This window comes from Nocardioides sp. dk884, from assembly GCF_009557055.1.
Lineage (GTDB): Bacteria > Actinomycetota > Actinomycetes > Propionibacteriales > Nocardioidaceae > Nocardioides.
In genome coordinates this window covers 2,780,899-2,807,153 of sequence record NZ_CP045649.1, presented here as the reverse complement: position 1 = coordinate 2,807,153, position 26,255 = coordinate 2,780,899, and the positions used below count along the sequence as shown (strand labels likewise).

Here is a 26,255-nt window from a genome sequence, read left to right as displayed (position 1 = left end):
CCGTGACCGCGGTCACGCGCGCCGAATGTCGCTCCCGGGAAACGGGAGTGGGGCCGGGTGTGCCGCGGTGGCTCAGGAGGAGGTCGCGACCTCGGGGGCAGCCGGGGTGCGCACCGCGGTCGTGACCGGGCCGAGGAGCAGCGACAGGTGCTCGGTCACGACGTCGTCGGGCATCCCGGCGACGCTGGCCCAGCAGTAGACGTGACGCGCCGGGATCCCGGCCGTACGCCGGCGGATGGTCGCCGTGGCCTCCTGCGGCGTGAGCACGCTCAGTCCCGGGATCCGGCCCGGCCCGCGGGTGTCGGCGGCCACCTCCTGGTCCGTGAGGTCACGGTGGGCGGCGCCGGGTCCCGCCGCCATCCGCCGGTAGGAGTTCAGCTGGTGCACGAAGTGCGGCAGCACCCGGGCCAGCGTCCGCTCCGGGTCCTCGGCCACGATCAGGTCGAGCAGCCCGCCCATGCGCGCGGTCGACGGGTCGTGCCCGCCCTCGGCCAGCCCGGCGGCGTACGGCTCCAGCAGGCGGCGGTCCAGGGAGAGCAGGCCGGTGCCCATCCGCCCGGCCCGGCGCGCGCCCTGAGGTCCCTGGTAGCCCAGCCACAGGGGCGGTGGCTGCTGGACCGGGCCGGGGCTCACCACGCCGAGCAGCCGCCGGACCTCGCGGACCGCGTCGTCGGTGAGGCGGTAGCGCTGCGCGAGGTCCTGGCCGAACGCGGCGTACTCGTGGGCGACGAAGCCGGCGCCGATGCCGAGCTCGAGGCGTCCCGCCGAGACCAGGTCCACGATCGCGGCCTCCTCGGCGAGGTGGCGGGGGTGGCGCAGTGCCGCGAGCACGACGGCGGTCCCGATCCGCATGCGTGACGTGCGCGCGGCGGCGGCCGCGGCGAAGGTCAGCGGCTGGGAGAGGTAGCCGTCGTCGGCGTCGTGGTGCTCGGTGAACCAGACCGCGTCGGCGCCCTGGTGCTCGGCCTCGGCGATCAGGTCGAGCTGGCGACGGTAGAAGTCCGGCCACGGCCGCCGCCAGCGCTCGGGGTTGCGCAGGTCGAGGAAGAGCCCGACGCCCGGGGGCTGCTCGGCCGCCGTCATCGGGGGCCGGCGGTCGGCTGAGCGCTCGTGCGGAAGGCGCCGCGGAAGAAGACCATCGGGTCCGCGTGGCCCACCCACTCCAGCTCGTCGACCGCGCCGATGACGACGTCGTGGTCGCCGGCGCGGTGCACGGCGTCGATCTCGCAGTGCACCCGGGCCAGGACTCCCGGGAGGCTGGGGGTGCCCCACCGGGACCGCGCCCAGTCCAGGCCCTCGAAGCGGCGTCCGGCGCGGGAGCCGAACCGGGCGCACAGGTCCTGCTGCTCCTCGGCCAGGACGTTCACGCTGAACCGGCCGGCGCGCTGGATGCGCGGCCAGGTCGTGCCTCCGAGCGCGGCGCAGAACAGCACCAGCGGGGGGTCGAGAGAGACCGAGGCGAAGGACTGGCAGACGAAGCCGACCGGCTCTCCGTCGTCGATGGCGGTCACGACTGTCACGCCGCTCGCGAACTGGCCCATCACCCGGCGCATCTCGGCGGAGCCGGGCTTGACGGTGCCGGTCGGGACAGTGCCGGTCGGGACGGGGGGTGCGGTCGGGGCGAGGCGGGTCTCCGGCTCGCTCACATCGATGGTCATCGCGCTGTCCTCCAAGGTTCAGGTGGGCCGGCGGCGCCACGCGGAGATGCACGCTAGGACCAGTGCTCCGAGCTCTCGATGACGCGACTCCCGGCCAGCGGGAGTGCCGGATTGGGCGGTCGATGTGACCGACGTCAAACTGGGGACGCCGATTGTCACGACCCCCCGGAGGCACTGATGGACCCTGCCCGCCCTGCGTCGGCGAGTGCCCCCAGCGACACGATGATCGTGCGGATGACGCGCGTGCTGGAGAGCTTCGACCGCTGGGGGACCCGGCTGTCGCTGGAGGAGATCGGCACGCGCGCGCGACTGCCCCGCTCCAGCTGCCACCGGATCCTGGATCAGCTGGTGCAGATCGGGTGGGTACGCCGGCACACGACCGGCTACTCCCTCGGCCATCGGGCCTCGCGGATCGGCTCCCGCGGGCCCAGTCGCGACCAGGTGCGCGAGGCCGCGGCGCCCGTGCTGCTGGACCTGCAGGTGCGTACCGGCCTCGTCGTGCACCTGTGCATGCTCGAGGGTCCGGAGGTGGTGTTCCTCGACAAGCTGGGCGGGCCGTTCGCGCTGTCCCTGCCCTCGGACGTGGGCAGCCGCTGGTGGGTCACGAACGCGACGATCGGCAAGACCATCCTGGCCTGGCTCCCGCCTGAGGAGGTCGACGCCCTGCTCGGTGAGTGCGCCGCCCCGGGCGGCATCGACGGTGACGACCCGTCGCTGCTGCACGCGGAGCTGGCTGAGATCCGCCGGCGGGGCGTGGGCTACGAGCGCGGCCTCGGGATGCCGGGCGTCGTCGGCGTCACCGCGCCGATCCTGACCGCGGACGGACCGGTCGCCGCGATCTCGGCGGTGGGGCCGGTGGAGCGGGTGGACTTCGCGCGACTCACGCCCGTGGTGCGCCACGCCGGTCGCCAGACCTCCGAGGCGCTGCAGTCCCGCATGTGCGCGGACAACGACGGCCCGGAGGCCGCGCTCGACCCGATCCCGTACCGCAAGCTCGGCTCGACCGAGGGCTGGCTGGGCGGGCGGCGGGTCGGGAGGTGCTGCGGCAAGCAGGAGGTCTGCGACCGGCTCTGGGGCGACAACAAGCTGGTGCGCCGCAACGAGCCCTGCGCCTGAGCGGAGGCCCGCCGCCGGTTCCCGCGTCCGGGGACGGGGAACCGGCCAGGGTCAGTTCGGCAGGGTCAGTTCGGCACGGTCACTTCGGCAGGGTCACTTCGACGGCTCGGGAAGCGTGCAGTCGACCTTGGGGTTCACACCGGCGTAGTTCAGCGGGCCGGAGACCACGGTGAGCAGCGTGTCACCGGCGCTGGTGCAGCTGACGTCGCGGTCGTCACCGAAGTAGCCACGCTGCCAGGCGGCCAGGGCCCCGATGGCCAGCCACGCCAGCACGATCACGGTCACGATGAACTTCATGCGTTCCTCCTCCACGGCGCCCCGGGCAGGCGCTCGTCAGCGCCAGTACCCACCGGGGGCGCGCAGCGGCGACGCTCAGGAACGCGAGCCCTGATAGGAGGCCTGGAAGGCGAGCAGATCCTCGCGCCCGCGCAGCAGCGCGGTGTCGAGCTCGTCGAGCAGCGGGAGAGCACCCTCGGTGGTGCTCTCGCCGGCCAGCAGCTCCAGGCGCCGCGCGGCGGTCCCGACGTAGTTCAGCCCGAGGTTGAGGCTGTTGCCGACCATCTTGTGGGTGACCGCCTTCAGCTCCTCGTGGTCGCCGCGCAGCGCGGCCGCGCGGGCCGCCGCGCCGGCCTCGGGGGAGTTGGTGACGAAGTTCCCGATCGCCCGGTCGAGGTACGCCGTGTCGTCGGGGTCGAGGTCGCGCAGCATCGCAAGACGCTCGAGGTCGAGGCCGTCCTCGGGGGTGGGGTCGGACACGGTTCCTCCTGGGGGGAGAGGGGATGGGGGAAGGGGGGAGAGCTGGTGCAGGGAGAGGGCCAGGTCACCCTAGGGCGTCAGCCCTCGTCGGCGACCAGCAGGCGGGAGCCGTCGTAGACCAGCTGCAGACGCACCGACTCCGTGCGGCTCTCGCCGTTGTCGAGGTCGTAGGTGTAGCTGTAGGCCACCGTCATCGACTCGGGGTCGGCCTCGGTCACCTGGATGTCGCGCACGCCGGCGACGCCGCCCCAGAACCCGTCGTACCCCGCACGCCTGCCGCTGGCCTCCTGGAACGCCGGGGTCAGCATCTCGTAGCCGTCCGCCGGGTCGGCGGCCGCGCGCTGGAGGTAGTCGGTGACGAAGGCGCGCAGGTCGTCGCTCGTCGGTGTGGTCGGTTCGGGCGACGCGGTCGGCGTCGCGGCGTCTCCTCGTGCGGCGCCGCCGGACGGCGTCTCGCCGCGGTCGGTGAGGACGGCGACACCGACCACGGCCAGCAGCGCCAGCACGGCCAGGCCCAGCAGGGCCGGGACCCAGCGCCCGCGGCGTCGGGTGCCGGCGACCGGCGCCCGACCGCGACCCGGGACCGGCGCGACCGCCCGGGTGGACTCGCCGCGAGGCACGGGGCCCGACGCGGTGTGGGCGGAGGGGGCCGGGATCGGTGCCCCGGGCCCGGCGGCGAGGAAGTCGCGGACCTGCGACATCGTCCAGCGCTCGGCGGGGTCGATCGCCATCGTGCCGCGCAGCAGCGGGTCGAGCCACCCGGCATCCGCGAGCCGCGGCGGCTCCTCGTGGACGATGCGGTACAGCGCCCCGAGCAGGTTGTCGCCCACGTCGTACGGCGGGTGGCCGGCGAGGGCGTGGAAGAGGGTGGCGCCCAGGGACCAGACGTCGCAGGCCGCGGTCGCGGGCTGCCCGGAGGCGACCTCGGGCGCGAGGTAGGCGGGGGACCCGGTCACCAGGCCGGTCCGGGTCAGCGTCAGGTCGGTCCCGCCGCGGGCGATGCCGAAGTCGGTGAGCTTCACCTGCCCGTCGGGGGTCACGAGGATGTTCGACGGCTTGACGTCGCGGTGCACGATCCCCGCCTCGTGGGCGGCCGCGAGCCCCTCGGCCGCCTGGCTGAGCAGGCTCGCCGCCTGGTCGGGGGAGAGCGGACCGGTCGAGCGCACGAGCTCGGAGAGGGTGGACCCGGCGACGTACTCCATCACCAGCCAGCGGTCCTCGCCCTCGCCGAGCAGGTCGAAGACGGCGACCACGTGGGGGTGGTTGAGGCGCGCCGCGAGGCGTGCCTCCCGTCCCGCGCGTTCGAGGGCGACCTCCGGGTCGTCATGCCCGGGCGCCGGTCCGATGCGCTTCAGCGCGACCTCTCGTCCCAGGACCTCGTCGCGGCCGAGCCAGACGGCACCCATGCCACCTCGGCCGATCTCGCGCACGAGGGAGTACCTGCCTGCGATCACCAGCTGTCCCTCCCACCCGGTCCGTCCGGGCCCGTCGAGCCACTGTAGACGTCTCGTGGGAGCGCGCCCGGATGGCCGGTGGCCCGAGCGATGAGGCAGGCTGGTACCGAGCAACGACGACCCAGGAAGGCCTCCCGTGCCCATCGACACCACCCTTCTCGACGACCTCGAGTGGCGCGGCCTCGTCGCCCACTCGACGGACCGCGACGCGCTGCGCGAGGCGCTCGGCGAGGGGAGCGTGCGGTACTACGTGGGCTTCGACCCGACCGCGCCCAGCCTCCACATGGGCAACCTGCTGCAGATCGTCACCGCGATGCGCCTGCAGCGGGCGGGGCACACGCCGTACGTCCTCGTGGGGGGCGCGACCGGTCTGATCGGGGACCCGCGCGACTCCGGCGAGCGCACCTTGAACTCCCTGGACACCGTCAACGACTGGGTGCGCCGGGTGCGCGGGCAGATCGAGCCGTTCCTGTCCTTCGACGGCGACAACGGCGCCACGATGGTCAACAACTACGACTGGACCGCGAGCCTGTCCACGATCGACTTCCTGCGTGACATCGGCAAGCACTTCCCGGTCAACCGGATGCTGGCCCGCGACGTGGTCAAGCGGCGCCTCGAGGACGGCATCAGCTACACCGAGTTCAGCTACGTGCTGCTCCAGTCGATGGACTTCCTCAACCTCTACCGCGACCACGGCGTCACGCTGCAGTTCGGCGGCTCCGACCAGTGGGGCAACCTCACCAGCGGCGTCGAGCTGATCCGGCGCGCCGAAGGAGGGCGCGCGCACGCCTTCGCGACCCCGCTGATCACCAAGGCCGACGGCACGAAGTACGGCAAGACCGAGGGCGGGGCCCTGTGGCTCGACCCGGAGATGATGTCGCCGTACTCGTTCTTCCAGTTCTGGCTCAACGTCGAGGACGAGAAGGTCGTCGAGCTGCTGAAGGCCTTCACCTTCCTCTCCCGGGCGGAGATCGAGGAGCTCGAGACCACCCACGCGGAGAAGCCGTTCCTGCGTGCGGGACAGAAGGCGCTCGCCGAGCAGGTGACGACGCTGGTGCACGGCGCGGAGGAGACCGAGCGGATTAAGGCGGCTTCCGCAGCGCTGTTCGGCGGCGGAGAGCTCGCCGGCCTCGGCGGACAGACCCTGGGCGCGGCCCTGCGTGAGGCGGGTTCGATCACCGTCGACGGGGGAGAGATCCCGAGCGTGGTGGACCTCCTGGTCGACACCGGTCTGGCCAAGAGCAAGGGCGAGGCGCGGCGCACCATCGGTGAGGGCGGCGCCTACGTCAACAACGTCCGCGTCGAGGACGTCGACGCGGTCCCGGCACGCAGCGAGCTGATCGACGGCGCATGGCTGGTGCTGCGGCGGGGTAAGAAGAAGTTCGCCGGCGTCGAGGTCCGCTGATCCAGCCGGCCCGCACCAGCGCCGGACGACGGCCCGCGGCACGGTGGTCGGCGTCACGCTGCCCCGAGTTGTACGCCGGGGGACCCGGCACGTAATCTTCTCGTCGTTGCCCCAGTGCAGCGGGTGCGGATCCGGTCAAGGACTCCCAAACGTTGCCGGGCGCGGGACCTAGTCCCGAATTGCTTACTCGGTCGGTTGTGAGGCAAGATTCTCCACGGAGATTCTGCCGAATGACCGAAACCAAGTTTTTGTTTCTCGAACACATTCTTTGAATGTGAGGGAAACGGAAACGGGCCGGTTTGCAAGGCGGGAAAGTCCGAGGTAAAGTAGTGCAAGCCCCGACAGGGAGGCCGAGAGGCCGATCACCGGGTGTGTCTGATCCTTGAGAACTCAACAGTGTGTCATATAGTCGACGAATTAGTTTGTTATGCCCCGTCGACACTCGCCCGGACTTGGTCTTGGTGGTGTTGATGGTTTCTTTGACAATGATTCTGGTTAGACAATTTTTGTCAGCTAGTTTCTCCTGTCAGGGGCATCTCTTTTTCCATGACTGCTCGTGAGGGTGGTTGTGGGTGTTGTTTTCAACGGAGAGTTTGATCCTGGCTCAGGACGAACGCTGGCGGCGTGCTTAACACATGCAAGTCGAGCGGTAAGGCCCTTTCGGGGGTACACGAGCGGCGAACGGGTGAGTAACACGTGAGTAATCTGCCCTGCGCTTCGGGATAACCATCGGAAACGGTGGCTAATACCGGATATGACAACTCACCGCATGGTGGGTTGTGGAAAGTTTTTTCGGCGCAGGATGTGCTCGCGGCCTATCAGCTTGTTGGTGAGGTAATGGCTCACCAAGGCTTCGACGGGTAGCCGGCCTGAGAGGGTGACCGGCCACACTGGGACTGAGACACGGCCCAGACTCCTACGGGAGGCAGCAGTGGGGAATATTGGACAATGGGCGGAAGCCTGATCCAGCAACGCCGCGTGAGGGATGACTGCCTTCGGGTTGTAAACCTCTTTCAGTACCGACGAAGCGCAAGTGACGGTAGGTACAGAAGAAGCACCGGCCAACTACGTGCCAGCAGCCGCGGTAATACGTAGGGTGCGAGCGTTGTCCGGAATTATTGGGCGTAAAGGGCTCGTAGGCGGTTTGTCACGTCGGGAGTGAAAACTCAGGGCTTAACTCTGAGCTGGCTTCCGATACGGGCAGACTAGAGGTATGCAGGGGAGAACGGAATTCCTGGTGTAGCGGTGAAATGCGCAGATATCAGGAGGAACACCGGTGGCGAAGGCGGTTCTCTGGGCATTACCTGACGCTGAGGAGCGAAAGTGTGGGGAGCGAACAGGATTAGATACCCTGGTAGTCCACACCGTAAACGTTGGGCGCTAGGTGTGGGGCCTATTCCATGGGTTCCGTGCCGCAGCTAACGCATTAAGCGCCCCGCCTGGGGAGTACGGCCGCAAGGCTAAAACTCAAAGGAATTGACGGGGGCCCGCACAAGCGGCGGAGCATGCGGATTAATTCGATGCAACGCGAAGAACCTTACCTGGGTTTGACATATGCCGGAAAGCTCTAGAGATAGAGCCCCTTTTAGTCGGTATACAGGTGGTGCATGGCTGTCGTCAGCTCGTGTCGTGAGATGTTGGGTTAAGTCCCGCAACGAGCGCAACCCTCGTCCTATGTTGCCAGCACGTTATGGTGGGGACTCATAGGAGACTGCCGGGGTCAACTCGGAGGAAGGTGGGGATGACGTCAAGTCATCATGCCCCTTATGTCCAGGGCTTCACGCATGCTACAATGGCCGGTACAAAGGGCTGCGATCCCGTGAGGGGGAGCGAATCCCAAAAAGCCGGTCTCAGTTCGGATTGGGGTCTGCAACTCGACCCCATGAAGTCGGAGTCGCTAGTAATCGCAGATCAGCAACGCTGCGGTGAATACGTTCCCGGGCCTTGTACACACCGCCCGTCACGTCACGAAAGTCGGCAACACCCGAAGCCGGTGGCCTAACCCCTTGTGGGAGGGAGCCGTCGAAGGTGGGGCTGGCGATTGGGACGAAGTCGTAACAAGGTAGCCGTACCGGAAGGTGCGGCTGGATCACCTCCTTTCTAAGGAGCACACGCCCCGACAACCGGCGCCTGTTCGGTTGCGTATGGTGGTGTTCACTAGTGGAATCGTCGATGAAGGCTGTGCCTGGTGCCTGTCTTTGCTTTAGTACTGCCTCATGCTTTTGGGTGTGGGGTGTGGAACGTGGTGGGGATGGGTGTGGGGGATGGTCGTGTGACACACTGTTGAGCTTTGAGGGATCAGCCCGAGTTTTGGGTTGTGAGCTCGATGCCTCCTTCGGTTGCTGCCTTGATAGTTGGGGTGGTGGTGGTTGGTGGGTTGGTTGTTTGTGAACTGGATAGTGGACGCGAGCATCTTGTGTGACACACGTTGTGTGTTGCGCATATTGCAATTAAGTCTTTGTAGTTTTTGTTGAGTGTTTGTGAGACAAGCTATGAAGGGCACATGGTGGATGCCTTGGCATCAAGAGCCGATGAAGGACGTAGGAGCCTGCGATAAGCCCCGGGGAGTTGGCAACCAAGCTGTGATCCGGGGGTGTCCGAATGGGGAAACCCAGCTGGAGTCATGTCCAGTTACCTGCACCTGAATATATAGGGTGTGTGGAGGGAACGCCGGGAAGTGAAACATCTCAGTACCGGTAGGAAGAGAAAACAATAGTGATTCCGAGAGTAGTGGCGAGCGAAATCGGATCAGGCTAAACCTCATGCGTGTGATACCCGGCAGGGGTTGCGTATGGGGGGTTGTGGGACCATTCAGGGTCGTCTGCCGGCGATCCAGACAGTAAGAAACCACAGTTGAAGTCGAATTCCATTGGAAAGTGGAGCCGTAGAGGGTGATAGCCCCGTAGGTGTAAGGCTGTGGCTGTCGAGTGGGATCCCAAGTAACACGGAACCCCTGAAATTCCGTGTGAATCTGGCAGGACCACCTGTTAAGCCTAAATACTCCTTGATGACCGATAGCGGACAAGTACCGTGAGGGAAAGGTGAAAAGTACCCCTGGCGGGGAGTGAAATAGTACCTGAAACCATGTGCCTACAATCCGTCGGAGCGAGGTCTTGTATCTTGTGACGGCGTGCCTTTTGAAGAATGAGCCTGCGAGTTTGCGGTGTGTTGCGAGGTTAACCCGTGTGGGGAAGCCGTAGCGAAAGCGAGTCCGAATAGGGCGTTTCAGTAGCGCGCTCAAGACCCGAAGCGAAGTGATCTATCCATGGGCAGGTTGAAGCGCGGGTAAGACCGCGTGGAGGACCGAACCCACTTAGGTTGAAAACTGAGGGGATGACCTGTGGATAGGGGTGAAAGGCCAATCAAACTTCGTGATAGCTGGTTCTCCCCGAAATGCATTTAGGTGCAGCGTCGCGTGTTTCTTGCCGGAGGTAGAGCACTGGATAGCTAATGGGCCCTACAAGGTTACTGACGTTAGCCAAACTCCGAATGCCGGTAAGTGAGAGCGCGGCAGTGAGACTGCGGGGGATAAGCTCCGTAGTCGAGAGGGAAACAGCCCAGACCATCAGCTAAGGCCCCTAAGCGGTGACTAAGTGGAAAAGGATGTGGAGTCGCAGTGACAACCAGGAGGTTGGCTTGGAAGCAGCCACCCTTGAAAGAGTGCGTAATAGCTCACTGGTCAAGTGATTCCGCGCCGACAATGTAGCGGGGCTCAAGTCATCCGCCGAAGCTATGGCATTCGCACCCACCTTGTGTGGAGAGCCCGAAAGGGTGTGTGGATGGGTAGGGGAGCGTCGTGTCGCGGGTGAAGCCGCAGAGTGATCTAGTGGTGGATGCGACACGAGTGAGAATGCAGGCATGAGTAGCGAATCAGGAGTGAGAAACTCCTGCGCCGAATGATCAAGGGTTCCAGGGTCAAGCTAATCTGCCCTGGGTAAGTCGGGACCTAAGGCGAGGCCGACAGGCGTAGTCGATGGACAACGGGTTGATATTCCCGTACCGGCAAAGTAGCGCCCATGACGAACCTGGTGATGCTAACCATCTGAAACCGTGGTTATCGACTCCTTCGGGAGAAGAGGCTGCGGCGTAGCGTGGGACCCGAACTGGTAGTAGTCAAGCGATGGGGTGACGCAGGAAGGTAGTCGAACCGTACCGATGGTTGTGTACGGCCAAGCATGTAGGGAGCCGCCTAGGCAAATCCGGGTGGCTGACTTTGATGTCGATCCTGAGGTGTGATGGGGACCCAATTGGGGAAGTCGGTGATCCTATGCTGTCGAGAAAAACCTCTAGCGAGCTATGCGCCGCCCGTACCCCAAACCGACTCAGGTGATCAGGTAGAGAATACCAAGGCGATCGAGCGAACCACGGTTAAGGAACTCGGCAAAATGCCCCCGTAACTTCGGGAGAAGGGGGGCCCGGATCGTGTACCCACTTGCTGGGGAAGCGTGAAGGGCCGCAGAGACCAGGCCCAAGCGACTGTTTACTAAAAACACAGGTCCGTGCTAAGTCGTAAGACGATGTATACGGACTGACTCCTGCCCGGTGCTGGAAGGTTAAGGGGACCGGTTAGAACGCAAGTTCGAAGCTGAGAACTTAAGCCCCAGTAAACGGCGGTGGTAACTATAACCATCCTAAGGTAGCGAAATTCCTTGTCGGGTAAGTTCCGACCTGCACGAATGGAGTAACGACTTGGGCGCTGTCTCAACCGTGGACTCGGCGAAATTGCACTACGAGTAAAGATGCTCGTTACGCGCGGCAGGACGGAAAGACCCCGGGACCTTTACTATAGTTTGGTATTGGTGTTTGGTTCGGCTTGTGTAGGATAGGTGGGAGACTGTGAAGTGGCCACGCCAGTGGTTGTGGAGTCATCGTTGAAATACCACTCTGGTCGTACTAGATGTCTAACCTAGGTCCGTAATCCGGATCAGGGACAGTGCCTGATGGGTAGTTTAACTGGGGCGGTTGCCTCCTAAAATGTAACGGAGGCGCTCAAAGGTTCCCTCAGCCTGGTTGGCAATCAGGTGTTGAGTGTAAGTGCACAAGGGAGCTTGACTGTGAGACAGACATGTCGAGCAGGGACGAAAGTCGGAACTAGTGATCCGGCGTCGGCATGTGGAAGCGGCGTCGCTCAACGGATAAAAGGTACCCCGGGGATAACAGGCTGATCTTCCCCAAGAGTCCATATCGACGGGATGGTTTGGCACCTCGATGTCGGCTCGTCGCATCCTGGGGCTGGAGCAGGTCCCAAGGGTTGGGCTGTTCGCCCATTAAAGCGGCACGCGAGCTGGGTTTAGAACGTCGTGAGACAGTTCGGTCCCTATCCGCCGCGCGCGCAGGAAACTTGAGAAAGGCTGTCCCTAGTACGAGAGGACCGGGATGGACGAACCTCTGGTGTGCCAGTTGTCCCGCCAGGGGCACGGCTGGTTGGCTACGTTCGGAAGTGATAACCGCTGAATGCATCTAAGCGGGAAGCACGTTTCAAGATGAGGTTTCCCACCCGGTTAACGGGGTAAGGCCCCAGCAGAACACTGGGTTGATAGGCCGGAGGTGTACAGCAGCAATGCCTAGCCGACCGGTACTAATAGGCCGAGGGCTTGTCTTACACTCACTTTACTGAAACTATCAAGACAACCGCGCAATTGATCGCGTCCACGATCCAACACAACACCACATGCACAACATGTGAATAGTGGCTTGGCTCCCCAGATACACACCCCAACTTTTTGCGGCGGGTGTTGATGGGTGGAGTCGATAGAGTTACGGCGGCCATAGCGAAAGGGAAACACCCGGTCCCATCCCGAACCCGGAAGTTAAGCCTTTCAGCGCCGATGGTACTGCAACCGAGAGGTTGTGGGAGAGTAGGACGCCGCCGGACAAATATTCCGTAGGGGCCACCATCTGGTGGCCCCTACGTGCATTTCGTCATAGAATTCGGCGTTCCACGCCAGACCCAGGAGCACAGATCAGATGGCTGACCAGCGACGCAACCAGCGCCCTCAGGGCGACGGACCCGGACGCGGCGGTCGCCCCTCGGGTGGCAGGCCCTCCGGCGGCAAGCCGCAGAGCGGTGGACGCGGCAGCGAGCGCCCCGAGCGCGGCGGCGAGCGTTCCCGCAGCGGCGACCGGCCGGACCGTGGCGGACGTCCCGAGCGCGGCGGCGACCGTACGCGCAGCGGCGGGCGCCCCGAGCGGGGTGGCCGGCCCGACCGTGGCGGTCGCTCCGATAGCCGTGAGCGTGCTCCGCGCACCGGTGACCAGGCGCGCTACGACGGCCCCGAGCTGCCCCCCGAGATCTCCGGTGATGAGCTCGACCGCTCGGTCGGCGCCCAGCTGAAGGGGCTGCCCGAGAAGCTCGCGGCCCGGATCGCGCGGCACCTCGTGGCCGCGGGGCACTTCATCGACACCGACCCCGAGCTCGCCTACCAGCACGCGATGGCCGCCCGGGCCCGTGCGGCACGGCTCGCCGTCGTCCGCGAGGCCGTGGGCGAGGCGGCGTACGCCGCCGGACACTACGCCGAGGCGCTCGCCGAGCTGCGTGCGGCGAAGCGGATGAACGGCGCCACGGCGTACCTGCCGATCATGGCGGACTGCCACCGTGCCCTCGGTCAGCCCGAGCAGGCGCTCAAGCTCGCCAAGAGCCCGTCGGTGGTGAACTTCGCCCCCGAGGCCAAGGCGGAGATGACGATCGTCGAGGCCGGCGCCCGCCGGGACCTCGGCCAGTTCGACGCCGCTCTCCGGACGCTGGAGCTGGCGCCGCTCAACAACAAGACTCGCTCCTCCTGGGTCGTGCGGCTGCGCTACGCCTACGCCGACACCCTCGAGGCCGCTGGGCGCTACACCGACGCGCTGGCGTGGTTCCACCGCACCAACGCGATCGACGCCGAGGAGCTCACCGACGCGGCCGACCGCGCCGAGGCCCTCGAGAAGCGCCTCGCAGACTGATCAGCGGCCGAGCACGGTCACCCGGCTGGGGGCTCCGGCGGGGCGCACGCCCCGCTGGATGCCCTCGCGGAAGGCCAGGCGCACCCGGTCGATCTGCACGGTTCCTGCGTGGTCGCCGCTGATGCGCAGGACGACGGTGTCTCCCGGGGTCAGGCTCTCGCCCTCGGTGTCGAGCAGGTCCGCGCAGAAGGTGCTCGGGACGGTGGTGACTCGGAACGAGCCGCCGCGGCACAGCAGCGGCTCCACCTCGACCGGGACGTCGGAGGTCACCCGGACCCGCACCCCGCTCAGCGCGAGGGTCCTGTCGAAGTCGGGCTCGGCGCCGAAGACGCCGACATGGACCGGGACCCCCGCGGGCGTCGAGGCCAGCACGGGCTGCTCGGACGTGGGCAGGGAAGCCGGGCTGTTGGCGTACCACGCGATGGCGCCGACCACTGCTGCGCCGACCACCACGGTGAGCGCGAGACGCGCGCCCCGGCGGTGCACGACGGTCAGGGGCGCGGGCTGGTCCGCAGGCTGGTCCACGGCCCGGAGCGTAGGCCACGACGGACGCCTACATGCTTGACCGCGCCGAACACACGACGCTGTACTCACGATCAGCAGAGGAGGGGTCCATGCTCGGCTTCGCGGGCTCGGGAGTGAGCGAGGTCGGCCTGGTGCGCGTCCACAACGAGGACTCGGGGTACGTCGGGCGCTCGGTCGCCGTCGTCGCGGACGGGGTCGGGGGAGCGGCGGCAGGTGAGGTCGCCTCCGCCACGGCTGTGGACGCACTCGTCTCGTGCTGGCGCGCCTGCTGGTTCGCGGCCGGACCGCCGGATGCCCTCGAGGCCCGGGTCGCGGCCGCCACGGACGCCGCGCGGGCCGCGGTCCGCTTCGCCGTGCAGCGCGACCTGAACCGCCTCGGCATGTCGACCACGTTGACGGTGGTGGCATGCGACGGCGCGCAGGTCGCGCTCGGGCACGTCGGGGACTCGCGTGCCTACCGCTGGCGCGACGGCGTGCTGACCCAGCTCTCCGGTGACCACACCTATGCCGAGCAGCTGCGTCGTACGTCGCGTGTCTCGGCCGCGGTGCTGGCCACCCACCCGTGGCGCAAGGTCGTGCTCCGCACGCTCGACGGCGACCCGGCCGACGCCGGCCCGGACATCGCGGTGGCCGACGTGCGCGCGGGCGATCGGCTGCTGCTGTGCACCGACGGCCTGAGCGACCTGGTCGACGACGAGGCGATCGCAGGGACGCTGCGCGAGGGTGCCGCGGCGCAGGCGGTGACCGCCCTGGTCCACGCGGCGCTCGCGGCGGGCGGGCGCGACAACATCACCTGCGTGGTCTTGGACCTGGTCGACATCGACGAGGCCGAGGCGTCCGCGGCGTCGCCGCGCGGTCCCGGGCTGCTGCTCGGTGCGGTCCGCGACGGCGCCAACGTCGTCTCGCCCACCCACACGTGGAACGCCTGAACACGCTACTTTTGCGACACGCGCCTCACACCACTGGTGCGCAGGCGCATCATGGGCCACAATGGTCCGAGAACTGAACCTGTGTCACACGACTGATCTCTCCTCCATGACGAGACCGCTGGGGAAGGCGTAGCTCGCGCCGGAGAAGGAGGAGGTCACCGTGACCGCACGCACCACCAGCCGCTCGGCGACGAGGGGCGTACTTTACGTTCACTCCGCGCCGTCCGCGTTGTGCCCACACATCGAGTGGGCCGTGGGCGGTGTCCTCGGCGTGCCCGTGAGCCTGGACTGGACGCCTCAGCCGGCGCAGGCCGGCACCTACCGTGCCGAGCTCTCCTGGAGCGGATCGACGGGTTCCGCGGCCGCCATCGCCTCGGCGCTGCGCGGCTGGAACCAGCTGCGCTTCGAGATCACCGAGGAGCCGACGTCCGGGACCGAGGGCGCCCGCTACTCCTACACCCCCGAGCTCGGCGTCTTCCACGCCGTCACGGGCATCCACGGCGACATCATGATCCCCGAGGACCGGCTCAAGGCCGCCGTGGTCAAGGCCGCGCTCGGTGAGACCACTGTCCTCGTCGAGATCGACAAGCTGCTCGGCAAGCCCTGGGACGACGAGCTCGAGACGTTCCGCCACGCCGGTGACGGCGCGCCGGTGCGCTGGCTGCACCAGGTCGTCTGAGCGGCGCGATCCTCCTGCTCCACGACGAAGGCCCCCACCGACAGGTGGGGGCCTTCGTCGTGCGTGCGGTTCCTCAGAGCGGGATGTTGCCGTGGTTCCCGCGGCGTACGCCGTCGGTCTGGACGGCCTCGTCGATGGCCCGGGCGATCGCGGAGCGGGTTTCGGCGGGGGCGACGACCTCGTCGACGACGCCGATCTCGACGGCGCGCTCGACGCCGCCGGCGATCCGCTCGTGCTCGGCGGCGAGCTCGTTCTCGACCTGCGCGCGCAGGTCGGGCTCGACCTCGGCCAGGCGCCGGCGGTGCAGGATGCGCACCGCCGCGACGGCGCCCATGACCGCGACCTCGGCACCCGGCCAGGCCAGCACCTTGGTGGCGCCCAGCGAGCGGGAGTTCATCGCGATGTAGGCCCCGCCGTAGGTCTTGCGGGTCACCAGGGTGACCCGGGGGACCACGCACTCGCCGAAGGCGTGCAGCAGCTTGGCGCCGCGGCGCACCACGCCGTCCCACTCCTGCCCGACACCGGGCAGGTAGCCCGGGACGTCCACGAGGACGATGAGCGGGATCCCGAAGGCATCGCACATCCGCACGAACCGCGCGGACTTCTCAGCGGAGGCGGAGTCCAGGCAGCCGCCCAGGCGCAGGGGGTTGTTGGCCACCACGCCGACCGTGCGCCCGCCGAAGCGGCCCAGGGCGGTCACGACGTTGGGCGCCCAGCGGGTGTGCAGCTCCTGCACGGTGCCCTCGTCGAGCACGGCCTCGACCAGCGGGTGCACGTCGTAGGCGCGCTTGCGCGACTCCGGCAGCAGTGCCTCGAGGTCGCGGTCCGCCACGTCGCTGACGCGCAGGCTGCCCTGCGCACCGAGCAGGCTGGCGATGGCGCGCGCCCGCTCCAGGGCCTCCGCCTCGGTGTCGGTCAGCACGTGCACGACGCCGGATCGACGACCGTGCGGCTCCGGGCCGCCGAGGCGCAGCATGTCGACGTCCTCGCCGGTGACCGAGCGGACGACGTCGGGCCCGGTGACGAAGATGCGGCCCTCGGGACCGAGGATCACCACGTCGGTGAGCGCCGGGCCGTACGCCGCGCCGCCGGCGGCCGGGCCGAGCACCACCGAGACCTGCGGGATCTTGCCCGAGGCCTGGGTCATCACCTGGAAGATCCGGCCGACCGCGTGCAGCGAGAGCACGCCCTCGGCGAGCCGGGCGCCGCCGGAGTGCCACAGCCCGATGATCGGCACCCGGTCGGTCATCGCGCGGTGGTAGGCGTCCACGACGACTCGGCAGCCGAGGTCGCCCATCGCGCCGCCCATGACGGTGGCGTCGGAGCAGAAGGCGACGACGGGGGCGCCGTCGACGTGTCCGGTCGCCGCGAGCATGCCGGAGTCGTCGTCGGGGCTGATCAGCTCCAGCGTGCCGTCGTCGAAGAGCGCGGTCAGCCGCTTGAGCGGGTGGCGCGGGTCCTCCTCGCGCGGCAGCTTGGCCGGGCGGGAGGAGGCGGGGGCGGCGACGACGCTCATCAGATGCTCCCGAACGCGACGGCGACGTTGGCGCCGCCGAAGCCGAAGGAGTTGTTGAGCGCCGCGATGTCGCCCTGGGGGAGCGGACGTGCGGTGGTCGCGATGTCCAGGTCCACCCGCGGGTCCAAGTCGTCGAGGTTGATCGTGGGTGGGCTGACCCGCTCGTGCAGCGCCATCACCGTCGCGACCGCCTCGAGCGCGCCGGCGCCACCGAGCAGGTGCCCGGTCATCGACTTGGTGCTGGTGACGACCACGTCGGAGACGCTGGCGCCCAGCGTGGCGTGCAGCATCAGGCCCTCGGCGATGTCGCCGAGCGGCGTGGAGGTCGCGTGCGCGTTGACGTGCTTGATCGCGGAGGCGTCGATGTCGGACTCCGCCAGCGCCCGCAGGATGGCGCGCGAGCCGCCGCGGCCCTCCGGGTCGGGCTGGGCGATGTCGTGGGAGTCGGCGGTGATGCCGGCACCGAGGACCTCGGCGTAGATGCGGGCGCCGCGGGCCTGGGCGTGCTCGAGGGACTCCAGCACCAGGACGCCGGCGCCCTCGCCCAGCACGAAGCCGTTGCGGCCGGTGTCCCAGGGACGCGACACGGTGGTCGGGTCCCCGTCGTTCTTGGACAGCGCCATCATGTTGGCGAACGCCGCCATCGGCAGCGGGTGGATCGCGGCCTCGGTGCCGCCGGCGACGACGACGTCGGCGCGGCCCAGGCGGATCTGGTCGATGGCCATGGCGATGCCCTCGTTGCCCGACGCGCACGCCGAGATCGGGGTGTTCACCGCGCCGCGGGCACCGACGTAGAGGCTGATGTTGGCGGCGGGAGCGTTGGCCATCAGCATGGGCACCGCGAGCGGGGAGACCCGGCGCGGGCCCTTGGCCTTCAAGGTGTCGTAGTTGTCGAGCAGGGTGGTCACGCCACCGATGCCCGACGCCATGGCGACGCCGACCCGGTCGCCGTCAAGACCGTGGTCCTGGACGGCGTTCTCCAGGCCGGCGTCGCGCCATGCCTCCATCGCCGCGACCAGGGCGAACTGCGCCGAACGGTCCAGGCGGCGGGCCTTGACCCGCTCCAGGACCTCGGTCGGCTCGATGGCGATCCGACCCGCGATCTTGACCGGCAGGTCGGCGGCCCACTCCTCGGTGAGGTGACGCACGCCGGAGCGCCCAGCGAGCAGGCCCTCCCAGGTGCTGGCCACGTCGCCGCCCAGGGGGCTGGTGGTGCCGAGGCCGGTGACCACGACTCGGGTTCGACTCATCGTGTGTTGGCTCCTGATCGTTGGGGGTGGGGTGGCTCAGGCCTGGGCGCGCTCGATGAACGCGACGGCGTCACCGACGGTCTTGAGGTTCTTGACCTCGTCGTCGGGGATCGAGACGCCGAACTTCTCCTCGGCGGCCACGACGACCTCGACCATCGAGAGCGAGTCGACGTCGAGGTCGTCGACGAAGGACTTGTCGAGCTGGACATCGGCGGCGTCGACGCCGGCGACCTCGTTGACGATCTCGGCGAGGTCGGCGCGGATCTCTTCGGTGGTGGCCATGGGGCTTCTCCTTGGTCGTGGTGGTGCTGGTGGATGGTGCTGGGGTGGTGCGGTCCTGCGGTCCTGCGGTGGTGCGGGCCCCGAGGGGCCGGCTCAGGGGACGACGACGACCTGCGCGGCGTACGCGAGGCCGGCGCCGAAGGCGATGAAGAGCGCCGTGTCACCGGAGCGGGCCTCGCCGTCGGCGCGCATGCGCTCCAGGGCGAGGGGGATCGAGGCCGCCGAGGTGTTGCCCATCTCGGCGATGTCGCGCGCGATGCGCACGGTGTCGGGCAGCTTCATCGAGCGGGCGAGCGCGTCGATGATGCGCATGTTGGCCTGGTGCGGCACGAAGCAGTCGAGCTCGTCGGCGGTGATGCCGGCACGGTCGAGCGCCTCCTGGCCGATCTTGGCCATCGCGAACGACGCCCAGCGGAACACCGGGTTGCCCTGCATGGTGAGGTGCGGCATCAGCGGCGTCTCGGCGGCCAGCACGTCGCGCCAGTCCTCGCGCTGCCGGATGTGGTCGAAGTGCTCGCCCTGGGAGCCCCACACGACCGGGCCGATGCCGGGGGTGTCGCTCGGGCCCACCACCGCCGCACCGGCGCCGTCGGCGAAGATGAACGCCGTGCCGCGGTCGGTGGTGTCGGTGATGTCGGAGAGCCGCTCGACGCCGATGACCAGCACGTGGCCGGCCGAGCCGCCGGTGACCATGTCGTTGGCCATGGCGACGCCGTGGCAGAAGCCGGCGCACGCGGCGGAGATGTCGAAGGCGGCGGCGTCGTCGGTGCCGAGCTCGTGGGCGATCAGCGTGGCGACGGCCGGGGTCTGCATCAGGTGGCTGACCGTGGCGACGATGACGCAGTCGATCTGGGCGGCCTCGACGCCGGCGTCGGCGAGCGCGTCGCGCGCCGCGGCGGAGGCCATCATCTGCACGGTCTCCTCCGGGGAGGCCCAGCGGCGCGAGACGATGCCGGAGCGCTGGCGGATCCACTCGTCGCTGGAGTCGATCGCGTCCACGATCTCGGAGTTCGGCACGACCCGGCGGGGACGGTAGGCGCCGACGCCCTTCAGCGCGGCGTACCGGGCGCCGGTGGCGGGGGAGAGGATGGCCATCAGCTGGCGCCCTCGGGGTGCAGGCGCAGCAGCGGCTGGCCGGGGGCGACCGGGTCGCCGTCCTCGACGAGCCACTCGACGACCTGGCCGCCGTGGGCGGCGGTCACCTGGATCCGGTCGCGCAGGCTGGCGACGTCGCCGATCGTGGCGCCGGCGTGCAGCGCGCCGAGGTCGCGGGCCTCGGTGGCGACGTGGAAGGTGCCCTTGGCCGGGGAGACCACCATGCGCCAGGTCGGGCTGGCGCCGAAGTGGCTGGCCTCGCCGTGCTTGTCGCAGAACGCGCGGGCGTCCTCGAGCTGGTCGGGGGTCTTCAGCGCGAAGGTCTCGACGCCCTTGAGGGCGCGCTTCGCGATGCCGGTCAGGGTGCCGGCCGGCGGCATCTCCAAGATGCCGGTGACGCCGAGGTCGGCCATCGTCTCCAGGCACAGGTCCCAGCGGACCGGGTTGGCGATCTGCCCGACGAGGCGGCGCAGCACCTCCTGGCCGTCGTGGACGACCTGGCCGTCCTTGTTGGAGATCAGGCGGGTGCGCGGGTCGTGGACCGACACCGAACGGGCGAGCTTCTGCAGGTGCCCGACCGCGGGCGCCATGTGCTCGGTGTGGAACGCGCCGGCGACGCTCAGCGGCATCAGGCGGGCCTTGGCCGGCCCGTCGGCCGCGAACGCCTCGAGCTGGGCCAGGGTGCCGGCGGCCACGACCTGGCCGGGCCCGTTGTCGTTGGCCGGGGTCAGGCCGTGCTCGGCGAGCTTCGCGAGCACCTCGTCGCGGTCGCCGCCGAGGACGGCGGTCATCCCGGTGGGGGTCGCGGCGGCGGCCGCGGCCATCGCGTTGCCGCGCTCGCGCACCAGCACCATCGCCTGCTCGGCGGTGATCACCCGGGCGCCGGCGGCCGCGGCCAGCTCGCCCACGCTGTGGCCCGCGACCGCGCCGATGCGGCTGAACGCGTCGGTGGGGTGGGGGAACAGCTCGAGGGCGGCGACCAGACCGGTGGCGACCAGCAGCGGCTGGGCGATCCGGGTGTCCCGGATGGCGTCGGCGTCGGCCTCGGTGCCGTAGTGGGCGAGGTCGATGCCGGCGACGGTGGAGAGCCAGTCGAACCGCGACGCGAAGGTCGGGTCCTCCAGCCAGGACCTCAGGAAGCCGGGCGACTGGGCGCCCTGGCCGGGAGCAACGATGACGAGCACACGGACCACTCTGCCTGTCGGCGGGCCCGGAATCCGCGCCGGCGCTCACGAAAGTCGGTCGCGATCTGTTGTGGGAACCCTACAAAAAGCCCCGGTGGTCTCCCGGTCACACCTCGTCCGCGCCGCGCCCGGACTGGCGGCCGAGCACCAGCGCGATCTCGAGGGTGAAGGCGTCGCGGGGGTCGGAGGGGCTGAAGCCGGTGACCTCGGCGGCCTGGCGCAGGCGGTAGCGCACGGTGTTGGGGTGCACGAAGAGCAGGCGCGCGGTGCCCTCGATCGAGCCGCCCGCCCCGAAGTACGCCGCGAGGGTCTCCGCGAGCGCCGCCCGGGCCCGCACGAGCGGCAGGTAGACCTCGTCGACCAGCAGCCGGCGGGCGTGGCCGTCGCCGGCGAGCACCCGCTCGGGCAGCAGCTCGTCGCTCAGCACCGGCCGCGGCGCCTCGGGCCAGCCGGCCGCGGCGCGGTGGGCGGAGAGGGCTGCTCGCGCGGAGGCGTGAGCAGCGCCGAGGTCGCTGACCACCGGGCCCACCACGACGGGGCCGTCCCCGAAGAGGTCGGCGACCGCGGCACCGGCCGCGCGCGTGTCGTCGGCGCCGCCGAGCACCACGACCAGGCGCTCGCCCTGCACCGCGCAGAGGGCCTCCAGTCCCGCTGCCCGCGCGACCCGGCGTACCTCCTCGAAGAGGTCGGTCTCGGTACGACGTGCGGGCGCGGCGCCGAGCACGACCGCCACGTCGCCGCGCGCCGACCAGCCGAGCGCGCTGGCCCGCGAGAGCATGGCCTCGTCGGTCTCGGCGCGCAGCACGGCATCCACCACGAGCGCCTCGAGCCGGGCGTCCCAGGCGCCGCGGACCTCCGCGGCACGGGCGTAGACCTCGGCGGTCGCGAAGGCGATCTCGCGGGCATAGCGGGAGACCGCGACGTGGGCGTCGGCGGAGTCCTCGGCGTCGAGCAGGTCGTCGAGGTTGGACTCGACCACCTCGATCGAGAGACGCACCAGGTCGACGGTCTGGCGCAGGGTGATCACGCCGGCGAGCGCACGCGGCGCCGCGCCGAAGATCGAGGCGGCCAGCAGCGAGCCCTCGGGGGCCGGCGCCTGCCCCGGGTCGCGGCGGTACCAGTCCACGAAGCCCTTGACGCCGGCCTGGACGATCATCCCGACCCAGGAGCGGTCCTCGGCGCTCAGGGCGCGGAACCAGGCGTACTCGGTCTCCATGCGGGCCATCGCCGCGGTGCTCAGCGAGCCGGTCGCGCGTCGCAGGGCGGCGGTGGCGCGGGGGTGAGCGGTGACGGGAACGCGGCGGGACACGCCCCGAGGCTAGACCGCGTCCGCCCGCCGCGCAGGCCCCGGTCTGGTTGAATCGGTCCTCTGGCTTCGACGGCGGGAGACGGTGGTGGCTGAGGCGGCGCACGAGGTGCAGTCGGTGACGATCCACGGTCACCGGCGCGCCTTCGTCAAGGTCGGGACCGGGCCGGTGCTGCTGCTCCTGCACGGGATGGGCTGCGACCACACCACCTGGTCACCGGTCATCGACGAGCTCGCGCGGCGCCACACCGTCATCGCCCCCGATCTGCTCGGCCACGGCAGCTCCGACAAGCCGCGCGCCGACTACAGCGTCGGCGGCTACGCCAACGCGATGCGCGACCTGCTCACCGTCCTGGGCATCAACCGGGTGACGGTGGTCGGGCACAGCCTCGGCGGTGGGGTGGCGATGCAGTTCGCCTACCAGTTCCCCGAGCGCACCGAGCGCCTGGTCCTGGTGGCGCCGGGCGGGCTCGGGCCCGAGGTCTCGCCGCTGGTGCGGGCCGTCACCACGCCCGGCTTCCACCAGGTGATGGGCGTGCTCACCGCGCCCGGAGTCCGCCACGTCGGCGTCGTCGGCATGAGGATGCTCGCGGCGAGCGGGCTGCCGCGCACCCGCGACCTCGGCGAGGTCGCCACGATCTATGACTCGCTGCGCGACCCGGCGACTCGCCACGCGCTGCGCCACGTCGTGCGCGCGGTGGTGGACTGGCAGGGCCAGATCGTCACGATGGCGGACCGGGCCTACCTCACCAGCGCGCTGCCGATGGCGGTGCTCTGGGGTCGTGACGACGCGGTGATCCCGGTCGAGCACGCCGAGGTCGTGGCCCGCCTCGCCCCGGCGGCGCGGGTCGAGATCCTGGACGACGCCGGGCACTTCCCGCACAAGGACCACCCGGTGCGCTTCGCCCGCCTCCTGGCCGACTTCGTCGAGGAGACGCCGCCCGCGACGTACTCCCGTGCGCGCTGGCGCGCGCTGCTGCGCACCGGCGCGGCCCCGATGAGTGACCCGGCGAGCGACCCGCTGCACGCGGTCGCCAACGGCCCCGCCTGACCCGACAGGCCCCGCGGACGCGCCAGGGCCCGCCACGCGAGGCGTGACGGGCCCTGGCACGGGTGCGGAGGCGACTCAGGCGTCGCCGCCCTCCTGCTCCACGTCGGCGACCGCCGTCGGGTCGTCGATGCGGTAGGTGGTGAACGCCTTCTCCACCTGGGCGGGGTCGATCTGCCCGGCGTCGGCGAGCGCCTGCAGCGCCTGGACGACGACGGACTGGGCGTCGATGTGGAAGAACCGGCGCGCGGCCGGGCGGGTGTCGGCGAAGCCGAACCCGTCGGCGCCGAGCACGCGGTAGTCCCCGGGCACCCAGCGCGCGATCTGCAGCGGGACGGCCCGCATGAAGTCCGACACCGCGACGACCGGGCCCTCGACGTCGACGAGGCGCTCCTCGACGTACGACGTGCGCAAGGACTCGCCCGGGTGCAGCAGGTTCCACTCCTCGGCCGCGATGGCGTCGCGGGCGAGCTCGTTCCAGGAGGTGACCGACCACAGGTCGGCCTGCACGCCCCAGTCCTCGCGCAGGATCCGCGCCGCGTCCTCGATCCAGGGGTAGCCCACGCCGGAGCCGAGCAGGGTGACCCGCGGGCCCTCGCCCTCGGCGACGGCCGTCTGGTGCATGCCCTTGAGGATGCCCTCGACGTCGACGTCGGCCGGCTCCGCCGGCTGGGTGACCGGCTCGTTGTAGACGGTCACGTAGTAGATGACGTTCTCGCCGTTGCCCGCGGGGCCGCCGGTGCCGTACATCCGCTCGAGACCGTTCTGCATGATGTGCGCGATCTCGTAGGCGTGCGCCGGGTCGTAGTGCACGACCGCCGGGTTGGTCGCCGCCAGCAGCGGGGAGTGGCCGTCGGCGTGCTGCAGGCCCTCGCCGGTCAGCGTGGTGCGACCGGCGGTGGCGCCGATCAGGAAGCCGCGGGAGAGCTGGTCGGCCATCGCCCAGATCGAGTCGCCGGTGCGCTGGAACCCGAACATCGAGTAGAAGATGTAGAACGGGATCATCGGCTCGCCGTGGGTGGCGTACGCCGACCCGGCGGCCGTCGCCGAGGCGACGGCGCCGGCCTCGGAGATGCCCTCGTGGAGCATCTGGCCCTGCTTGGACTCCTTGTAGGAGAGCAACAACTTGCGGTCGACCGACTCGTACTGCTGGCCGGCCGGGTTGTAGACCTTCGCGCTCGGGAACATCGCGTCCATGCCGAAGGTGCGGTACTCGTCCGGCGCGATCGGGACCAGGCGCTTGCCGATCTCGGGGTCGCGCATCCACTCCTTGAGCAGGCGTACGACGGCCATCGTGGTGGCGATCTTGTTCTTGCCGCCGCCCTGCTTGAGGTCCTTGTACGCCGCGTCCGAGGGGAGCGTCAGGGGCTTGGAGCGCTGCACGCGGCGCGGGACGGAGCCGCCGAGCTGACGGCGGCGCTCCATCATGTACTGGATCTCCGGCGACTCGGCGCCCGGGTGGAAGAACGGCGCGGCGCCGGTCTCCTCATAAGAGCGCTCCAGGTCGCGGTCGGAGATCGGGAGGTAGAGGCGGTCGCGGAAGCGCTTGATGTCCTCCGGGGTCAGCTTCTTCATCTGGTGGGTGGCGTTCTTGCCCTCGAGGGCGTCGATCGTCCAGCCCTTGACCGTCTTGGCCAAGATGACCGTCGGCTGGCCGACGTGCTTGGTCGCGGCGTCGAACGCGGCGTAGACCTTGCGATAGTCGTGGCCACCACGCGGCAGCTTGGCGATCTGCGCGTCGCTCATGTGCTCGACCATCTTGCGCAGCCGCTCGTCGCCGCCGAAGAAGTGCTCGCGGGTGTAGGCGCCGTCCTCGACCGAGTAGGTCTGGAAGTCGCCGTCCGCGGTGGTGTTCATCTTGTTCACCAGCACGCCGTTGACGTCGCGGGCGAGCAGGTCGTCCCACTCGCGGCCCCACACGACCTTGATCACGTTCCAGCCGGCGCCGCGGAAGTTGGCCTCCAGCTCCTGGATGATCTTGCCGTTGCCGGTGACCGGGCCGTCGAGCTGCTGCAGGTTGCAGTTGATGACCCAGGTGAGGTTGTCGAGCTCCTCGCGGGCGGCGATCCGGATCGCGCCGAGCGACTCGGGCTCGGCCATCTCGCCGTCGCCGAGGAACGCCCAGACGTGCTGGTCGCTGGTGTCCTTGATGCCGCGGTTGTGCAGGTAGCGGTTGAACCGCGCCTGGTAGATCGAGTTGATGCCGGTGAGGCCCATGGAGACCGTGGGGAACTCCCAGAAGTCCGGCATCAGGCGGGGGTGCGGGTAGGAGGACAGGCCCTTGCCGGTGCCGTGCTGGACCTCCTGGCGGAAGCGGTAGAGCTGCTCCTCCTCCAGGCGTCCCTCGAGGAACGCGCGGGCGTAGATGCCGGGGGAGGCGTGGCCCTGGAAGTAGATCTGGTCGCCGCCGCCGGGGTGGTCCTTGCCGCGGAAGAAGTGGTTGAAGCCGACCTCGTAGAGGCTCGCGGAGGACTGGTAGGTGGCGATGTGGCCGCCGACCTCCAGACCCTTGCGGTTGGCGCTGGAGACCATCACCGCGGCGTTCCACCGGATGAAGGCGCGGATGCGGCGCTCGATCTCCTCATCGCCCGGGAACCACGGCTCGCGCTCGGGCGGGATCGTGTTGATGTAGTCGGTGGAGCGCAGGGCGGGCACCCCGACCTGCATCTCACGGGCGCGCTCGAGCAGGCGCAGCATCATGTAGCGGGCGCGGGAGCGGCCGCGCTCGTCGACGAGCGCGTCGAAGGAGGCGAGCCAGTCCGCGGTCTCGTCAGGGTCGATGTCCGGCAGCTGGGTCGGCAGGCCCTCGTGGATCACAGAAGGGGTGCTGCCGGAGCGAGTGCCTGAAGGGAAGGGTGTTTCCTCGGTCACCCGGCCATGTTCCCACGCCGCGAAAGTAGGCGGTATCTACCGCCCAGTAGATGAGGGAACGGGGTGCGCCAGGTCTCCACTCGACCCCGCCACGAGGGTCCCCAGCGCCCGCCGCGGGCCCCCGCGGAGCCGGTCCCGGGACGCCGTACGACGAGGTCGTGGCGTGTACCGGCTTGCGCAGCGGCTCCGACTCCGCTGGACTACTCCTCACATCCGGCTTCTCCGACATCCCGGGGGGC

Annotated in this window: 19 protein-coding genes and 3 rRNA genes; 9 read left to right on the top strand and 13 right to left on the bottom strand. The window is 69.2% G+C overall.

Annotated features, from left to right (window positions below; translation table 11 throughout):
- Nucleotides 1-72 precede the first annotated feature (72 nt).
- Complete coding sequence (locus tag GFH29_RS13510) at nt 73-1,083, bottom strand: LLM class flavin-dependent oxidoreductase (RefSeq protein ID WP_153324355.1); 1,011 nt, start codon at nt 1,081-1,083, stop codon at nt 73-75.
- Nucleotides 1,080-1,658: a flavin reductase family protein gene (locus tag GFH29_RS13505; RefSeq protein ID WP_153324354.1), complete on the bottom strand. Its 579-nt coding sequence runs from the start codon at nt 1,656-1,658 to the stop codon at nt 1,080-1,082. The genes GFH29_RS13510 and GFH29_RS13505 overlap by 4 nt, the downstream gene beginning before the upstream one ends.
- A gap of 177 nt (nt 1,659-1,835) precedes the next feature.
- Here GFH29_RS13505 and GFH29_RS13500 point away from each other — a divergent pair, with 177 nt between their 5' ends.
- On the top strand, nt 1,836-2,774 hold the full coding sequence (locus GFH29_RS13500) for an IclR family transcriptional regulator (protein WP_194289554.1): 939 nt from the start codon (nt 1,836-1,838) through the stop codon (nt 2,772-2,774).
- 93 nt (nt 2,775-2,867) lie between these two features.
- Here the strand turns inward: GFH29_RS13500 and GFH29_RS13495 are convergent, their stop codons facing one another.
- The 3 genes from GFH29_RS13495 to GFH29_RS13485 all read right to left on the bottom strand — a co-directional run bounded on the left by GFH29_RS13495 (nt 2,868) and on the right by GFH29_RS13485 (nt 4,984).
- A complete protein-coding gene (locus tag GFH29_RS13495; RefSeq protein ID WP_153324352.1) occupies nt 2,868-3,071 on the bottom strand; it encodes a hypothetical protein in 204 nt (67 codons plus the stop codon).
- Nucleotides 3,072-3,146: 75 nt separating this feature from the next.
- Nucleotides 3,147-3,530, bottom strand: a complete 384-nt coding sequence (locus tag GFH29_RS13490) for an Hpt domain-containing protein (RefSeq protein WP_153324351.1) — start codon at nt 3,528-3,530, stop codon at nt 3,147-3,149.
- Between the two features lie 77 nt (nt 3,531-3,607).
- On the bottom strand, nt 3,608-4,984 hold the full coding sequence (locus GFH29_RS13485; protein ID WP_194288945.1) for a serine/threonine-protein kinase: 1,377 nt from the start codon (nt 4,982-4,984) through the stop codon (nt 3,608-3,610).
- A 136-nt stretch (nt 4,985-5,120) separates the two neighbouring features.
- Here GFH29_RS13485 and tyrS point away from each other — a divergent pair, with 136 nt between their 5' ends.
- The 5 genes from tyrS (at nt 5,121) to GFH29_RS13460 (ending at nt 13,331) form a co-directional block, all read left to right on the top strand.
- Complete coding sequence (gene tyrS, locus GFH29_RS13480) at nt 5,121-6,389, top strand: tyrosine--tRNA ligase (protein ID WP_153324349.1); 1,269 nt, start codon at nt 5,121-5,123, stop codon at nt 6,387-6,389.
- A gap of 581 nt (nt 6,390-6,970) precedes the next feature.
- A 16S ribosomal RNA gene (locus GFH29_RS13475) occupies nt 6,971-8,489 on the top strand.
- A 383-nt stretch (nt 8,490-8,872) separates the two neighbouring features.
- Nucleotides 8,873-11,991, top strand: a 23S ribosomal RNA gene (locus GFH29_RS13470).
- A 156-nt stretch (nt 11,992-12,147) separates the two neighbouring features.
- A 5S ribosomal RNA gene (gene rrf / locus GFH29_RS13465) occupies nt 12,148-12,264 on the top strand.
- Together the 16S, 23S and 5S rRNA genes form the textbook arrangement of a ribosomal RNA operon.
- 92 nt (nt 12,265-12,356) lie before the next feature.
- The gene (locus GFH29_RS13460) at nt 12,357-13,331 is read left to right on the top strand and encodes a tetratricopeptide repeat protein (protein WP_153324348.1); all 975 of its coding nucleotides are present in this window, start codon (nt 12,357-12,359) and stop codon (nt 13,329-13,331) included.
- Here the strand turns inward: GFH29_RS13460 and GFH29_RS13455 are convergent, their stop codons facing one another.
- Complete coding sequence (locus GFH29_RS13455; protein WP_153324347.1) at nt 13,332-13,856, bottom strand: hypothetical protein; 525 nt, start codon at nt 13,854-13,856, stop codon at nt 13,332-13,334.
- An 89-nt stretch (nt 13,857-13,945) separates the two neighbouring features.
- On the opposite strand from GFH29_RS13455, the gene GFH29_RS13450 reads away from it, so the two are divergent.
- Together GFH29_RS13450 and GFH29_RS13445 are read left to right on the top strand one after the other, a co-directional pair.
- The gene (locus GFH29_RS13450) at nt 13,946-14,785 is read left to right on the top strand and encodes a PP2C family protein-serine/threonine phosphatase (RefSeq protein ID WP_194289092.1); all 840 of its coding nucleotides are present in this window, start codon (nt 13,946-13,948) and stop codon (nt 14,783-14,785) included.
- Nucleotides 14,786-14,945: 160 nt separating this feature from the next.
- Nucleotides 14,946-15,464: a DUF3145 domain-containing protein gene (locus tag GFH29_RS13445; RefSeq protein WP_153324345.1), complete on the top strand. Its 519-nt coding sequence runs from the start codon at nt 14,946-14,948 to the stop codon at nt 15,462-15,464.
- A gap of 73 nt (nt 15,465-15,537) precedes the next feature.
- Here GFH29_RS13445 and GFH29_RS13440 read toward each other — a convergent pair whose 3' ends face one another.
- From GFH29_RS13440 to GFH29_RS13415, 6 genes are all read right to left on the bottom strand, one after another.
- Nucleotides 15,538-16,980, bottom strand: a complete 1,443-nt coding sequence (locus GFH29_RS13440) for an acyl-CoA carboxylase subunit beta (protein WP_153324344.1) — start codon at nt 16,978-16,980, stop codon at nt 15,538-15,540.
- Nucleotides 16,980-18,230: a beta-ketoacyl-[acyl-carrier-protein] synthase family protein gene (locus GFH29_RS13435; protein ID WP_153324343.1), complete on the bottom strand. Its 1,251-nt coding sequence runs from the start codon at nt 18,228-18,230 to the stop codon at nt 16,980-16,982. The genes GFH29_RS13440 and GFH29_RS13435 overlap by 1 nt, the downstream gene beginning before the upstream one ends.
- 36 nt (nt 18,231-18,266) lie before the next feature.
- The gene (locus GFH29_RS13430; protein WP_153324342.1) at nt 18,267-18,512 is read right to left on the bottom strand and encodes an acyl carrier protein; all 246 of its coding nucleotides are present in this window, start codon (nt 18,510-18,512) and stop codon (nt 18,267-18,269) included.
- A 93-nt stretch (nt 18,513-18,605) separates the two neighbouring features.
- A complete protein-coding gene (locus GFH29_RS13425) occupies nt 18,606-19,607 on the bottom strand; it encodes a beta-ketoacyl-ACP synthase III (RefSeq protein ID WP_153324341.1) in 1,002 nt (333 codons plus the stop codon).
- Nucleotides 19,607-20,791: an acyltransferase domain-containing protein gene (locus GFH29_RS13420; protein ID WP_153324340.1), complete on the bottom strand. Its 1,185-nt coding sequence runs from the start codon at nt 20,789-20,791 to the stop codon at nt 19,607-19,609. Before GFH29_RS13420 ends, GFH29_RS13425 begins: the two co-directional genes overlap by 1 nt.
- Nucleotides 20,792-20,897: 106 nt before the next feature.
- On the bottom strand, nt 20,898-22,100 hold the full coding sequence (locus tag GFH29_RS13415; protein ID WP_228387483.1) for a PucR family transcriptional regulator: 1,203 nt from the start codon (nt 22,098-22,100) through the stop codon (nt 20,898-20,900).
- A gap of 85 nt (nt 22,101-22,185) precedes the next feature.
- Here GFH29_RS13415 and GFH29_RS13410 point away from each other — a divergent pair, with 85 nt between their 5' ends.
- Nucleotides 22,186-23,148 (top strand): alpha/beta fold hydrolase, encoded by a 963-nt coding sequence (locus GFH29_RS13410; RefSeq protein ID WP_228387482.1) that lies wholly within the window; start codon nt 22,186-22,188, stop codon nt 23,146-23,148.
- A 75-nt stretch (nt 23,149-23,223) separates the two neighbouring features.
- Here the strand turns inward: GFH29_RS13410 and aceE are convergent, their stop codons facing one another.
- Nucleotides 23,224-25,962 (bottom strand): pyruvate dehydrogenase (acetyl-transferring), homodimeric type, encoded by a 2,739-nt coding sequence (aceE, locus tag GFH29_RS13405; protein ID WP_228387481.1) that lies wholly within the window; start codon nt 25,960-25,962, stop codon nt 23,224-23,226.
- Nucleotides 25,963-26,255 lie beyond the last annotated feature (293 nt).